Source organism: Agrococcus jejuensis (genome assembly GCF_900099705.1).
GTDB classification, from domain to species: Bacteria; Actinomycetota; Actinomycetes; order Actinomycetales; family Microbacteriaceae; genus Agrococcus; species Agrococcus jejuensis.
Genome location: NZ_LT629695.1, coordinates 2,186,500 through 2,200,559 on the forward strand (window position 1 = coordinate 2,186,500; position 14,060 = coordinate 2,200,559).

12 protein-coding genes are annotated in these 14,060 nt (G+C 72.9%); 8 read left to right on the forward strand and 4 right to left on the reverse strand.

Features of this window, described 5'->3' with window-relative positions; translation table 11 throughout:
* Positions 1–173 precede the first annotated feature (173 nt).
* Both BLQ67_RS10210 and BLQ67_RS10215 read left to right on the forward strand, forming a co-directional pair.
* Positions 174–1,577 (forward strand): aldehyde dehydrogenase family protein, encoded by a 1,404-nt coding sequence (locus tag BLQ67_RS10210; protein WP_092504769.1) that lies wholly within the window; start codon positions 174–176, stop codon positions 1,575–1,577.
* 82 nt (positions 1,578–1,659) lie between these two features.
* The gene (locus BLQ67_RS10215) at positions 1,660–2,658 is read left to right on the forward strand and encodes an AraC-like ligand-binding domain-containing protein (protein WP_172802297.1); all 999 of its coding nucleotides are present in this window, start codon (positions 1,660–1,662) and stop codon (positions 2,656–2,658) included.
* A gap of 216 nt (positions 2,659–2,874) precedes the next feature.
* Here the strand turns inward: BLQ67_RS10215 and BLQ67_RS10220 are convergent, their stop codons facing one another.
* Positions 2,875–4,446 (reverse strand): GMC family oxidoreductase, encoded by a 1,572-nt coding sequence (locus BLQ67_RS10220; protein ID WP_092504773.1) that lies wholly within the window; start codon positions 4,444–4,446, stop codon positions 2,875–2,877.
* A gap of 328 nt (positions 4,447–4,774) precedes the next feature.
* On the opposite strand from BLQ67_RS10220, the gene BLQ67_RS16425 reads away from it, so the two are divergent.
* The 4 genes from BLQ67_RS16425 to BLQ67_RS10240 all read left to right on the forward strand — a co-directional run bounded on the left by BLQ67_RS16425 (position 4,775) and on the right by BLQ67_RS10240 (position 9,219).
* Positions 4,775–5,542 carry an SDR family oxidoreductase gene (locus BLQ67_RS16425; protein WP_157674791.1) on the forward strand — a complete coding sequence of 256 codons (768 nt, stop codon included), beginning with the start codon at positions 4,775–4,777 and terminating at the stop codon, positions 5,540–5,542.
* A 38-nt stretch (positions 5,543–5,580) separates the two neighbouring features.
* A complete protein-coding gene (locus tag BLQ67_RS10230; protein WP_092504777.1) occupies positions 5,581–6,720 on the forward strand; it encodes a serine hydrolase domain-containing protein in 1,140 nt (379 codons plus the stop codon).
* Positions 6,721–6,815: 95 nt separating this feature from the next.
* Positions 6,816–8,783 carry a DNA helicase RecQ gene (gene recQ, locus BLQ67_RS10235; protein WP_092504779.1) on the forward strand — a complete coding sequence of 656 codons (1,968 nt, stop codon included), beginning with the start codon at positions 6,816–6,818 and terminating at the stop codon, positions 8,781–8,783.
* Positions 8,784–8,853: 70 nt separating this feature from the next.
* The gene (locus tag BLQ67_RS10240) at positions 8,854–9,219 is read left to right on the forward strand and encodes an RNA-binding S4 domain-containing protein (RefSeq protein WP_092504781.1); all 366 of its coding nucleotides are present in this window, start codon (positions 8,854–8,856) and stop codon (positions 9,217–9,219) included.
* Between the two features lie 8 nt (positions 9,220–9,227).
* Here the strand turns inward: BLQ67_RS10240 and BLQ67_RS10245 are convergent, their stop codons facing one another.
* Positions 9,228–9,407 (reverse strand): hypothetical protein, encoded by a 180-nt coding sequence (locus tag BLQ67_RS10245; RefSeq protein ID WP_092504783.1) that lies wholly within the window; start codon positions 9,405–9,407, stop codon positions 9,228–9,230.
* A 91-nt stretch (positions 9,408–9,498) separates the two neighbouring features.
* Between BLQ67_RS10245 and BLQ67_RS10250 the strand changes: the two genes are divergently transcribed.
* Positions 9,499–10,350 carry an HpcH/HpaI aldolase/citrate lyase family protein gene (locus tag BLQ67_RS10250; RefSeq protein ID WP_092504785.1) on the forward strand — a complete coding sequence of 284 codons (852 nt, stop codon included), beginning with the start codon at positions 9,499–9,501 and terminating at the stop codon, positions 10,348–10,350.
* Between the two features lie 55 nt (positions 10,351–10,405).
* On the opposite strand, the gene BLQ67_RS10255 is transcribed toward BLQ67_RS10250, so the two are convergent.
* Positions 10,406–11,200 carry a TetR/AcrR family transcriptional regulator gene (locus BLQ67_RS10255; protein ID WP_157674792.1) on the reverse strand — a complete coding sequence of 265 codons (795 nt, stop codon included), beginning with the start codon at positions 11,198–11,200 and terminating at the stop codon, positions 10,406–10,408.
* A gap of 158 nt (positions 11,201–11,358) precedes the next feature.
* Positions 11,359–13,101 (reverse strand): MDR family MFS transporter, encoded by a 1,743-nt coding sequence (locus tag BLQ67_RS10260; RefSeq protein ID WP_092504789.1) that lies wholly within the window; start codon positions 13,099–13,101, stop codon positions 11,359–11,361.
* A 169-nt stretch (positions 13,102–13,270) separates the two neighbouring features.
* On the opposite strand from BLQ67_RS10260, the gene BLQ67_RS10265 reads away from it, so the two are divergent.
* Positions 13,271–14,044, forward strand: coding sequence for a M15 family metallopeptidase (locus BLQ67_RS10265; RefSeq protein ID WP_092504791.1), 774 nt, complete (start codon positions 13,271–13,273; stop codon positions 14,042–14,044).
* Positions 14,045–14,060 lie beyond the last annotated feature (16 nt).

Sequence of the window (14,060 nt, forward strand, 5' to 3'; positions counted from 1 at the left end):
CGGAATCGCCTGCAAAACGGAACCCGCCGCCTGCGAGACGCGACCCACGACGCCGCGCGCACGGGTGTGTGCCGCACGCGCACGACCGCATCCTCGCCCCTGCCGCACGCGCGGACGCGAACCTAGGCTCGGCCGCAGCCCGACGACGACGTCGGTCAGCGAAGGAGCTCGCCGTGACCTCGACCACGACCCTGCTGGAGACCGTGACCGCCGACGGCGGCCGCACGATCCTCGACGCCGCCACCCGCGAGCCCATCGGCGACGCGCCCGTGCACACCGTCGCCGACCTCGACCGGGCCGTCGCCGCAGCCCGTGCCGCGCAGCCCGCGTGGGAGGCGCTCGGGCACGCCGAGCGCAGCCGCATCCTGCACGCCATCGCCGACGACATCGAGGCGAACGCGGAGGAGCTCGCGGTGCTGCTGTCGCGCGAGCAGGGCAAGCCGCTCAACGGCCCCAACGCGCGCTTCGAGGTCGGCGCCTGCGCCGCGTGGACGCGCGCCGCCGCCGACACCCCGCTCGAGCCGGAGGTGGTCTTCGAGGCGGGCGACTCGCGCGCCGAGGTGCACTACGACGCGCTCGGCGTCGTCGGCGCGATCGGCCCGTGGAACTGGCCGATGATGATCGCGATCTGGCAGGTCGCGCCGAGCCTGCGCATGGGCAACGCCGTCGTCGTGAAGCCCAGCGAGCACACGCCGCTGTCGGTGCTCGCGCTCGTCGAGGTGCTGCAGCGGCACCTGCCCGGCGGCGTGCTGTCGATCGTCGTCGGCGACCGCGAGGTCGGCGCCGCGATGGCGAGCCACGAGGGCTTCGACAAGATCATGTTCACCGGCTCGACCGCGACCGGTCGCCGCATCGTCGAGGCATCAGCGGGCAGCCTCGCGCGCCTCACGCTCGAGCTCGGCGGCAACGACGCCGGCATCGTGCTTCCGGGCACGAACGTCGCCGCGATCGCCGAGAACCTCTTCTGGGGCATCTTCATCAACACGGGCCAGACGTGCGCCGCGCTCAAGCGGCTCTACGTGCACGAGTCCCAGTACGACGAGGTCGTGGATGCGCTCGCGGGGCTCGCCGCGCAGATGCCGATGGGCAACGGGCTCGACGAGGGCAACGTGCTCGGCCCGCTGCAGAACCAGCAGCAGCTCGACGTCGTCACGCGGCTCGTCGACGACGCCCGCGCCCGCGGCGCCCGCATCGTGACGGGCGGGAGGCCGGCCACGCAGCACGGCCCGCTCTTCTACGAGACGACGATCGTCGCCGACATCGACGACGGCGCCCCGCTCGTCGACGAGGAGCAGTTCGGCCCCGCCGTGCCCGTCATCCGCTACGCCGACGTCGACGACGCCGTGCGCCGCGCCAACGCATCCCAGCAGGGCCTCGGCGCGTCCGTGTGGAGCGACGACGTCGAGGCGGCCGCGGCCGTCGCGCGCCGCATCCAGGCCGGCACCGTGTGGATCAACCAGCACGGCGCCATCAACCCCATGGTGCCGTTCGGCGGCATCAAGGCCTCGGGCTATGGGCAGGAGTTCGGCGTCGCCGGCCTCAAGGCCGTCGCGGCCCCGAAGGTCATCCAACGCTGACCCCCGACCGCATTCGGACCCCGTGCGCGACCAGGCGCGGGGTCCGTATGCTTCCACCATCCCGCGACGGAGCGAGGAGCGGATGCGCGACGACGCCACCCCGAGGGCCGCAGGCCCCATGGTGCTCGACACGCGCGCGCTCGCGCCGCGCGACCGGTTCGACGCGTGGGAGGACGCCGTCAACCGCTCGTTCGTGCCGCTGCGCGCGACGCCCGCGGGCGAGGCGCGCGCCGACTTCGCGGGGGCGCTGCGCGCGCAGGCGCTCGGGCGCGCCCTCGCGAGCACCGTCTCCGGCCCCGGCGTGCGCGTGGAGCGCTCGCGCTCCGAGATCGCCGCGGCCGATCCGGGATTCGTGAAGCTGGGGCTGCAGCTGCGCGGCTACAGCGTCATCTCGCAGGACGGCCGCGACGCCGCCCTCGCGCCCGGCGACTTCGCCCTCTACGACACGACGCGGCCGTACGCGCTCGACTTCGACGACGCCTTCCGCATGTTCGTCGTCATGTTCCCCATCGAGGCGTTGCACGTCGACCGCGACCGCCTGCGCCTCGTGACGGCGTCGCGCTTCTCGGGGCGCCAGGGCGCCGGCGCGATCGCGTCGACGCTGCTGCACTCGCTGAGCGTCGCGCTCGAGCGCGACGACCTCGGCGACTCCGTCGCGCTGTCGGATGCGGTGTTCGACGTGCTCGCCGCGGCGCTCGGCGAGCGGTTCGAGCTCACGGGCGACCACCACGAGGATGCGCGGCGCCGCGCGCTGCGGCTGCGCATCGAGGCGTTCATGGCCGAGCACCTCGGCGACCCCGATCTCACGGTCGCGGGCGTCGCCGAGGCGCACCACGTGTCGGTGCGGTTCCTGCAGAAGCTGTTCGAGGAGCAGCAGGACACCGTCAGCGCGTGGATCCGCAGGCACCGGCTCGACGCCACGCGCCGCGAGCTCGGCAACCCGGCGCTCGGCGACCGTCAGATCGGCGCCATCGGAGCCCGATGGGGGTTCGCGGATGCGGCGGCGTTCGCCCGCGCGTTCCGCCACGAGTTCGGAGCGACGCCGAGCGAGTACCGGGCGCAGTCGGCGGGGGAGCGCTGAGGGCTCCCAAGTCCGCTCCGCTCCCAAGACCGATCGTTGAGGTGCGAGCGAAGCGAGCCTCGAAGCGATCGCCACGAATGACGCTCATCGGTGGGGCCCTTTCGAGGCTCGCTGCGCTCGCACCTCAAGGGCCGGTCCGGGGCGAGCCCAGGGAAGGGCAACCACGCGCACACGACGACGGGGACGCCCGCAGGCGTCCCCGTCGCGTGGAGAGGATCAGGCCGTCGCCGACGCCAGCCGCGCCTCCGCATCCGCACCCGCACCCGCCGCGGCGAGCAGCAGGTCCGACGCCTTCTCGCCGATCATGATCGACGGCGCGTTCGTGTTGGCGCTCGGCACCATCGGCATGACCGACGCATCCGCCACCCGCAGCCCGGCGACGCCGCGCACGCGCAGCTCGGGATCGACGACGGCGAGGTCGTCGCCGCCCATGCGGCACGTGCCGACCTGGTGGTGGTACGTGCCGACGGTCGCGCGTGCGAACGCCCGCAGGTCGTCGCGGCTCGTGACGTCGGGTCCGGGCGCGAACTCCGCGTCGCGCAGCTCGGCGAACGCGTCCTGCGCGCCGACGCGGCGCACGAGCTCGATGGCGTCGACCATCGCCTCGACGTCGCGCTCGTCGGCGAAGACGTTGGGGTCGACGAGCGGCGCGACCGTCGGGTCGGCCGACGCGAGGCGGATGGTGCCGCGCGAGTGCGGCCGCACGATGCCGGCGGCGAGCGTGTAGCCCTGCTCGGGGGCGGCGCCGCCGTCGGTCGGGTACGGCACGTGGATGCACAGCGGCTGCAGGTCGGGAGCCGGCCCCTCGCACACCGACGAGCGAGCGTAGAGCTGGCTCTCGAGCAGGTTCCACCTGGGCGCCGCGACGGGTTCCTTCGACGAGTACAGCACGCTCACGAGCAGGTGGTCGTGCAGGTTCTCACCGACGCCTGGCACGTCGGCGACGACGGTGATGCCGAGGTCGCCCAGGTGCGCGGCCGGGCCGATGCCCGACCGAAGCAGGATCGCGGGCGAGCCGATCGCGCCGGCGCTCACCACGACCTCCGCCGTGGCGCGGGCGACGTGCGTCACGCCGTCGACCACGTACTCCACGCCGACGGCGCGACCGTCCTCCACGAGCACGCGCGACACGAGCGCATCCGTCGTCACCGTGAGCAGCGGGCTGCCGAGGATGGGCGCGACGAACGCCTGCCACGCGCTCGCGCGGCGGCCGTCGCGCGTCGTCGTGTGGTTGAAGCCGGCGCCGTCGAGGCGCTCTCGGTTGAAGTCGTCGGTGCGCTCGATGCCCGCCTCGACGGCGGCGTCGACGAACGCGGCCGCGACGGGGTGCCGCAGCTCGTCGGGGATGCGCTCGACGCGCAGCGGCCCGCCCTCGCCGTGGAACGCATCCGCGCCATCCACGTGGTCCTCCGAGCGGCGGAAGTACGGCAGCACCTCGTCCCACGACCAGCCGACCGCGCCCGACGCCTCCCACGTGTCGTAGTCGGAGCGGTCGCCGCGCATGTAGATCATGCCGTTGAGCGAGCTCGAGCCACCCAGCACCCGGCCGCGCGGCCAGTACAGCACGCGGCCGCCGAGGTGCTGCTGCGGCGTCGTCATGACGGCCCAGTCGTTGGGCGACATGAGCAGCGCCGGCCAGCCCTGCGGCGAGTGCACGTCGGGGTCGACGTCGACGGGGCCCGCCTCGACGACGTGCACCGAGTGCCCCGCGTCGACGAGCCGGCGCGCGATGGCGCTGCCAGCGGATCCTGCACCGATGACGACGTACTCGTCGGAGCGTTCGGACATGGTCTCCTCCTCGCGCGGACTCCGTCGTCCGCCTCGCACCAGCATCCGCGGCGGATGGGAGGGGTCGCGCGGCCTCGTGCGCACGCTCGTGTGCACCGCGCGCACGCCTGGCGGTGCTCGTCCGGTGCTTGCGTATTGCAGGCGATTCCGGCCTTCAAGGGAACATTCCCCTCGAGAGGCGGAATCGCCTGCGAAACGCAACCACCCCGACCGAGTCCGCCTCCCGCGCGTGCGCCCGCGCGCGGGCACCCTACGCATCCGCCATGCGTCTGCGCGACGCGCCGCCGTCGCCTGGATGCGGGCTCGGCGCGGGCGTAGCCTGACGGACATGCGCATCGCAGTCTTCGGGGGCACTGGCAACGCGGGCGCGAGGGTCGTCGCGCAGGTGCAGCGGCTGGGCCACGACGTCGTCGCGGTGTCGCGCAGCGGCAAGGACGTGCACGGCGCCCCGGGCGCGAAGGCCGACCTGCTCACGGGCGACGGCCTCGAGTCGGCGCTCGACGAGGTCGACGTCATCGTCGACGCCACGAACACGGCCAACCCGCTCGACACCCGCATCTTCACGCTCGGCGCGCGCCACCTCATCGCCGCGGCGGAGTCCGCAGGCGTCGAGCGCGCGATCGTGCTGTCGATCGTCGGCGCCGAGCACTCGACGTTCCAGTACCACCAGCGCAAGGTCGACCAGGAGCAGCGCTACCTGGCCTCGCGCCTCGACGCGACGATCGTGCGGGCCACGCAGTTCCACGACTTCCCCGTGACGTTCTTCGAGCAGGCGAAGCCGCTCGGCGTCATCCCCGTGTTCCTCGGCGCACGGTTCCAGACGGTCGACCCGGATGAGGTCGCCGAGCTGCTCGCGCACGAGGCCGTCGAGCCGTCGGGCGCCTCGTTCGTCGAGATCGGCGGACCGCGCGTGCGGGTGTCACGCGACCTCGCGAAGGCGTGGCAGCAGGCGACGCACGCGCGCGGCCTCATCGTGAACGGCCCGTTCCCGCCGTCGCTGCTCGCGTTCTTCCGCGAGGGCAGGAACCTGCTGCCGGCCGACGGCCACGTGGGCCGTGTCTCGTTCGAGGAGTGGCTGAGCCGCTCCGCCCGCTGACCGCGCGACCGGCAGGGCCCCGCGGCTAGCCTGACGGCATGGCAACGCTGCAGCAGCTCGCCGACGCCGCCGTCGCGAAGGGCGTCCCGGGCGTCGTGGCGCTCGTCGCGCAGGGCGACGACGTCGACGTCGCGACCGCGGGCGTGCGCGCCCCTGGCGGCGCTCCCATGACGCTCGACACCGTCGTGCGCACCGCATCCGTCACGAAGCCCATCCTCGGCGCCCTCGCGCTCGCGATCGTCGAGCGCGGCGTCGTGCATCCCGCCGACGAGGCGAGCCGCTGGCTGCCCGAGCTCGCCGACGTGCGCGTGCTGCGGCATCCCTCGGCCCAGCTCGACGACACGGTGCCGCTCGCGCAGCCCATCACGGTGCAGCACCTGCTGACGTCGCAGTCGGGCATCGGACTCGTCGGCGACTTCTCGGCGCCGCTCATGGCCGCGCACGCCGAGCAGCTGGGCCAGGGCGGGGATGCGCGCTCGCGCCCCGAGCCCGACGAGCTGCTGCGCCGCGTCGGCACGCTGCCGCTCGGCCACCAGCCGGGGGAGGGGTGGACGTACAACACGGGCATGGACGTGCTGGGCGTGCTGCTGGCCCGCGCCACGCGCACGCACCTGCCCGACCTGCTCGACGAGGTGCTGCTCGCGCCGCTCGGCATGCACGACACGGGCTTCGCGCTGCGCGCCGACCAGGTCGCGCGCACGGCCGCGGGCTGCACGCGCGACGGCGACGACGTCGTGGTCACGGACTCCGCGCAGGCGCAGCTCGACGACCCGCCCGTCTTCCCCTCCGGCGCGGGCGGGCTGCTGTCGACGGCGCCCGACCTGCTGCGCTTCTGGCGCATGGTCGCCGCCGGCGGCGAGCTCGACGGCGCGCGCGTGCTGTCGCCGGCGTCGGTGCGCACCATGCGGTCGCCGCTCGCGACCGCCGAGCCCGGCAACGCCTTCCTCGACGACCAGGCGTGGGGCGTCGGCGGCGCGGTCGACGTGCAGGAGTCGCAGCCCTTCCACGCGCTGGGCCGCTTCGGCTGGATCGGGTCGTGGGGCACCGCCGCCTACCTGTACCCGCACGGCACGATCGGCATCTGGCTCACGCAGCTCGAGTTCGCGAGCCCCGAGGACATGGGGATCGTCGGCGACGTGCTCGCGGAGGTCGCGAGGCGCGACGCCGCACGCGCCTGAGGGCGCCTGGGCGGCGCGGTCTCCACAGGCCTCGGCCGGCCCGGCGCATCCACCGCCCGGCGCGGCGGTCTGCGGTGGCTCGTAGGCTGGATGCGATGAGCGACGCGCAGTGGGGATCCCCCGACGACTGGGTGCCCCCCGACGAGTGGGCGCCGCCCGAGGACGACGGCTGGCTGCCGCCCGACGACGCGTACGGCGCCGCCGTGCCCGCGTCGGTCGCGGCGCAGGCCGACCAGGCGACGGCCGTCGCCGCGCCGCCGCGCCCGCGACCCGAGACGCCCATCGATGCGCTGCGCAGCGTGTGGGGCTACGACGCCTTCCGCGACCAGCAGGCCGAGATCATCGACACGCTCGTGCGCGGCGACGACGCGATCGTGCTCATGCCCACCGGTGGTGGCAAGAGCCTCTGCTACCAGGTGCCGTCGCTCGTGCGCGAGGGCACGGGCGTGGTGGTGAGCCCACTCATCGCGCTCATGCACGACCAGGTGGATGCGCTGCTGCAGCTGGGCGTGCGCGCCGCGTACCTCAACTCGACGCAGTCGATCGACGAGCGTCGCGCCGTCGAGCGCGACCTGCTCGCGGGCGAGCTCGACCTGCTCTACCTCGCGCCCGAGCGCCTGCCCGTCGTCGGCGACCTGCTCGACCGCGCGCCCATCGCGCTCTTCGCGATCGACGAGGCGCACTGCGTGAGCCAGTGGGGCCACGACTTCCGCCCCGACTACCTGCAGCTGTCGATCCTGCACGAGCGGTGGCCGAGCATCCCACGCATCGCCCTCACGGCGACCGCGACGGTCGAGACGCGCGCCGAGATCGCCGAGCGCCTCGACCTGCAGGGCGCGCGCCTGTTCGTGTCGAGCTTCGACCGCCCGAACATCCAGTACCGCATCGCGCCGAAGCAGGATGCGCGCGGCCAGCTGCTGCGCATCATCCGCGAGGAGCACCCCGGCGAGGCGGGCATCGTCTACTGCCTGTCGCGCAAGAGCGTCGAGCAGACGGCGACGTGGCTCTCCCAGAACGGCGTCGAGGCGCTGCCGTACCACGCGGGTCTCGACGCGGGCACGCGCGCCCGCAACCAGTCGCGGTTCCTGCGCGAGGAGGGCGTCGTCATGTGCGCCACCGTCGCGTTCGGCATGGGCATCGACAAGCCCGACGTGCGCTTCGTCGCGCACCTCGACCTGCCGAAGTCGGTCGAGGGCTACTACCAGGAGACGGGTCGCGCGGGCCGCGACGGCGAGCCGTCGACGGCGTGGCTCGCGTACGGCCTGCAGGACGTGGTGCAGCAGCGCCGCATGATCGACGAGGGCGACGGCGACCGGCAGCGCAAGCGCGCGCAGACGCTGCATCTGGATGCGATGCTCGCGCTGTGCGAGACGGTCGAGTGCCGCCGCGTGCAGCTGCTCGGGTACTTCGGGCAGCCGAGCGAGCGCTGCGGCAACTGCGACACGTGCCTCGCGCCGCCCGAGACGCTCGACGGCACCGTGCCGGCGCAGAAGCTGCTGTCGACGATCGTGCGCCTGCAGCGCGAGCACCGGCAGCAGTACGGCGCCGGACACCTCGTCGACATCCTGCTCGGCAAGGACACCGAGCGCATCCGCCGCCTGGGCCACGACCGGCTGTCGACGTACGGCATCGGCGGCGAGCTGAGCGATCAGGAGTGGCGCGGCGTCGTGCGGCAGCTGCTCGCGCAGGGGTTGCTCGAGGTGCAGGGCGAGTACGGCGTGCTCGCGATCACGGAGGCGGCGGGCGACGTGCTCGGCGGTCGGCGCGAGGTGCGCCTGCGGCGCGAGCAGGAGCGGGTGAGGCGGTCGGCGAAGGCGAAGGCTGCGCCGATCGCGCTCGACGACGCGCAGCAGGGGGTCTACCAGCGCCTGCGCGCCTGGCGCAGCGAGGTCGCGAAGGAGCAGGGCGTGCCCGCGTACGTCGTGTTCTCGGATGCGACGCTCGCGGGCATCGCGGCGACGCGTCCCGGCGACGAGGGTGCGCTGCGCGGCGTCTCGGGCGTCGGCGACGCGAAGCTCGAGCGCTACGGCGCCGCGGTGCTGGAGGTCGTCGCCGCCGCGTGACAGAGTTGAGGACTTCGGCCCGAGACGAGGTCACATCGGGCCGAAACCCTCAACTCTCCTTGGAGCATGGATGGTGGACTCGCTGCGCGTGGACGTGTGGGTGTGGGCCGTGCGCTGCACCAAGACGCGCTCGGCCGCGACCGCCGCGTGCCGCGCCGGGCACGTGCGCGTGAACGGCCAGCCTGCGAAGGCGGCGCAGTCGCTCAAGGTGGGCGACGAGGTGCGCGTGCGCCTGCACGGCTTCGACCGCATCCTCATGGTGCGCGAGCTGCTCGCGAAGCGCGTCGGCGCCGAGCTCGCCGCGAAGGCGTACGAGGATCGCACGCCGGCGCGGCCGACGCCGATGGAGGCGCAGCAGGTGCCGATCCGCGACCGCGGCACCGGCAGGCCCACCAAGCGCGACCGGCGCGAGATCGACCGGCTGCGCGGGCGCTGACCGCAGCGTCAGGACGCCGCGAGCCCGACGCCCGTGACGGCCGCGGGCACGAGCACCGCGAGCCCCAGCACGACGCCGACGAGCCCGAGCGCGACGACGCGCCCCTGCCGTCGGCGCGCGCCGACGATCGAGACGGCGGCGCCGAGCAGCAGCACGACGGCACCCAGCGCGACGGCGACGAGGATCATGCCGTCACGGTAGCGGGTGACGCGCCCGGGCCCGCGACCGATACGACCGCAAGGCGCGGCGCGCCCGCGAGCCTCGATAGGCTCGAGGATCGTGAGCCGACGACTTGTCTCCCCCCAGATCGCCCGTTCCTGGCTGCTCGTGCCGGCATCCCACCCCGAGCTCTTCGAGATCGCGCAGGCATCCGATGCCGACGCGATCATCATCGACATGGAAGACGCCGTCGCCGCCAACGACAAGAAGCAGGCGCGCAAGGACACCCTCGCGTGGCTGAACTCGGGCCACCGCGCCTGGGTGCGCATCAACGACGCGTCGAGCGACTTCTGGTCGGATGACTGCGCCGCGCTGAAGAAGGCCGAGGGCCTCGAGGGCGTCATGCTCGCGAAGTCCGAGTCGTCGAGCCACATCGACGACACCGCCGACCGCCTGCCCGACGGCGTGCGCATCCTCGCCCTCGTCGAGACCGCGCGCGGCGTGCAGCAGGTCGAGCGCATCGCGAACGCGCCGTCGACGTTCCGCATCGCGTTCGGCACGGGCGACTTCAAGCGCGACACCGCGACGGGCGAGGACCCGCTCGCGCTCGCCTACGCGCGCTCGCAGCTCGTCATCGCCTCGCGCGCCGCTCGCCTGCCTGCACCGATCGACGGCCCCACGCTCGACCTCGCGAAGCTGCCGGCTGGCACGGCGCACGCGAAGGAGATGGGCATGTCGGGCAAGCTCTGCCTCACGCACGCGCACGCCGCGACCATCAACGAGGGCCTGAGCCCCAGCGACGACGACATCGCGTGGGCGCACGGCTTCATCACGGCGTTCCAGGCCTCCGGCGGCAAGATCACCGACGGCTCCGACCTGCCGCGCCTCGCTCGCGCGCAGAAGATCGTGCAGCAGGCCGAGGACTTCGGCATCGAGGTCGCCGCGGCAGAGGTGTCGCACTCCGGCTACTGAGCCGCTGACGACGAACGGCCCGCTGCCATGGCAGCGGGCCGTTCGCGTGCGCGGATCAGTCGGATGCGGCCGGTGCCGACGCATCCTCGACGAACGACGCGATCGCCTGGTACGTGAGCCAGGCCACGAGGTGCCAGCGCGTCGTCGAGCCGTCGAGCGCCGGGCCATCGACCTGCATGTCGGCGAACGACGGGTCGACGCGCACGCGGTTCGCGTAGCCGCTCACCACGATGTGCGTCGCGACGGCGACGGTGCGCGCGGTGGCGGGTGCGATGAAGCGCTGCCCGAGCATGCCGAGCGCGCCCTGGTAGAAGCCGGCGTTCGTGTCGATGAAGTGCTGCTCGACCTGGCGCGCGGTGGCCTCGAGCGCTGCCGCGTTCGCGGGATCGCCCGGGCTGGCCGCGGCGGCGTAGAGCGACTCGTACGAGTGCCACTGCGGCGACGCGAGCAGGTCGCGGAAGTTGCGCTCGGCCGCGATGCGGATGATGTCGCGCATGACCGCGTGGCGGCCCTCGACGGTCTCGAGCAGCGCGGCGTGCTCGCGCAGCCCCGCCGTGATGGAGTCGGTCGTGCCCGACGAGAAGCCGAGCCCGTACTGCGGGCGACCGAAGATCTCGGCGATGAGGTCGACGACGTACGACTCGTGCGAGCCCCACTGGCGGTAGGCGCTCGCGCGCGAGACGCCGGCGTCGGCGATGATCTCCTCGAGCGGCAGATGGCCGAATCCGACCGTGAGCCCCGAGCGCTCCACGAGCGCGACACCGGCGTCGAGCATCTGCTGACGCGCGATCTTCGCGGGGATGCGCGGCTTGCGACGACGTGCGGGCACTGCCGCCTCACCTTCAGGCATGTGTCCAGGCTACTCCCTGGTCGTGTGGAGGTGAGCGTTCTCCACAGATGCGTCACCCTGGCGCAAGGATTCCTCATCCGTACGAGGCGTCCAGCGACACGCCGAAGGGGCGGCTGCGGTCGCCCGCATCCGCCCCTTCGAGGTGTCTCGAGGTGTCGCTACTCCTCGCGGCGAGCGTGCGCGCCGGGGCCGACGGCCGAGCGCGAGTCGTCGTGCTCGGGCGCTGCGACCACGGGCACGGCGATCGATCCGGTCGCGGTCTGCTCGGCCTGCAGCTGGTCGAGCTCGGCCTTCTGGGCGAGCGCCTCCTCCATCGCCGAGCGCTGGCGCAGCGGCGGGGTGCGGAAGAAGAGCGTGAGCACGAAGGCCACGAGCACCACGGCCATGCCGACGAGGAACACCGTCGACGTCGCCGAGGCGAAGCCGTCGAGGAACGGCGCCGTGAGGCGCGGGTCCGCACCCGTGAGGAACGACGAGTCGTCGTTCAGCGCGGTGCCGAGGCCCGAGGGGTCCTGCAGTGCCTCGAGGATGCGGGCGTTCGCCGGGTCGGCGAGCACGGTCGGGTCCTGCAGCGCGGCCTGCATGTCTGCCATGAGGTCGGTGCGCTGGAAGGCGGCGGCCATGGTGTCGATCACGCGCGAGAACAGCACCGAGAAGACGATCGCGACGCCGAGCGTGCCACCGAGCTGGCGGAAGAACGTGGCGCCCGCGGTCGCGACGCCCATGTCCTTCGGCTGCACCGAGTTCTGCGAGGCGATCGTGAGCGTCTGCATGAGCTGGCCGAGGCCGAGGCCGAGGATCAGCTGGCCGCCGAGCATCATCCACAGCGGGCTGTCGTACTGCTGCAGCGCGAGCACGCCGTAGCCGACGGCCATGAGGGCCGTGCCGATGATGGGGAAGATGCGGTACCGGCCGGTGCGGGCGATGATCTGGCCCGAGCCGATCGAGGCGATCATGAGGCCCGCGATCATCGGCAGGGTCGCGAGACCCGCCTCGGTGGGGTTCATGCCGTGCACGATCTGCAGCACGAACGGGATCATCATCATGCCCGCGAACATGCCGAAGCCCACGAGCACGCCGATGATCGTCGCCATCGAGAACGTGGGGGACTTGAAGAGCGCGAGCGGGATGAGCGCGTCGTCGCCCATGCGCGACTCGATGAGGATGAACAGCACGATGCCGACGGCGCCGGTGATGAAGCACGCGATCGAGCCTGCGGAGCCCCAGCCCCACGTGCGGCCCTGCTCGGCGACGAGCAGCAGCGGCACGACGGCCATGATGAGCGCCGCGGCACCCCACCAGTCGATGCGCACGCGGTTGTGCAGCACGGGGATGTGCAGGAACCGGAACACCATGAAGAGCGCGACGATGCCGATCGGGATGTTGAAGAGGAACACCCAGCGCCAGCCCTCGAGGCCCAGCAGGGTGTCGGCGCCGGCGAAGAGGCCGCCGACGAGCGGGCCGAGCAGGCTCGAGACGCCGAAGACGGCGAGGAAGTAGCCCTGGTACTTGGCGCGCTCGCGCGGGGCGAGGATGTCGCCCATGATCGTGAGCGGCAGCGACATGAGGCCACCGGCGCCGAGGCCCTGGAGGGCGCGGAAGCCGGCGAGCTGGATCATGTCCTGCGCGAACGACGATGCGACGGATCCGACGAGGAACAGCACGATCGCGATGAGGAACAGCGGTCGGCGGCCGAAGAGGTCGGAGAGCTTGCCGTAGATGGGCGTCATCACCGTCGAGACGATGAGGAACGCGGTGGTGACCCACGCCTGCAGGCTGAGGCCGTGCAGGTCGTCGGCGATGGTGCGCATCGCGGTGCCGACGACGGTCTGCGAGAGCGACGAGAGGAACATCGCGGCCATGAGGCCGAGGATGACGAGGTTGATCTCGCGGCGGCTCATGCCGCCGGCTTCGGCGATCGCCGCAGCCTTGGCTTGGGATGCCGATGGACGAGAAGAGGACATGGTGCTCCAACGAACGAGTGGTGGTGGTGCGGCCGGTCTCGACGCTGCGACGGCAAGGAACGATTATTGCAGAGACTGCAACTTTTGTCGAACGTAGGCTGGCGCTGTGCCCCGCTACTCCCGTCGCGCCGTGCTGACCGCTGCCGCCGTGCTCGCCCTCACCGCGTGCGCCGGCGATCCCGAGCCGTCGTCGAGCCCGACGCCGAGCGACGATCCGACGCCGTCGCCCACGCCGAGCCCGACGCCGACCTCCACGCCGACGCCCACCCCCGAGCCGCCGCCGCTCGAGTGGGACATCGACTCGGGCGCGAGCCTGCAGGTCATCGTCAACAAGCGCCGCCCGCTGAACCCGCCCGACTACGCGCCGCAGCTCGTGGCCGTGTCGATCGCGCAGGACGGCGACGAGCTCGTGCGCCCCGAGGTCGACGCGGCGCTCGTCGCCCTCGACCAGGCGCAGCGCGCCGCGATCGGCGAGGGCGTCTTCGTCTTCTCGTCGTACCGCTCGTACGCGACGCAGGCGTCGATCTACCAGGGCTTCGTGAACCAGTACGGGCAGGCGGAGGCCGACACGACGAGCGCGCGCCCCGGCCACAGCGAGCACCAGACGGGCCTCGCGGTCGACGTCGTGGGCACGTCGGGCGTCGCGCGGCTCAGCGTCGCGTTCGCCGACACGCCTTCCGGGCAGTGGCTCGCCGCGAATGCGTGGCAGCACGGCTTCGTCGTGCGCTACCCGAACGGGCTCGAGGGCATCACGGGCTACGAGTACGAGCCGTGGCACCTGCGCTTCGTCGGCGTCGAGCTGGCGACGGCCATGACGGAGGCGGGCGTCGCGACGCTCGAGGAGTACCTCGCCCTGCCGGCAGCCCCCGACTACGGCTGATCGGCTCCGCTGACGG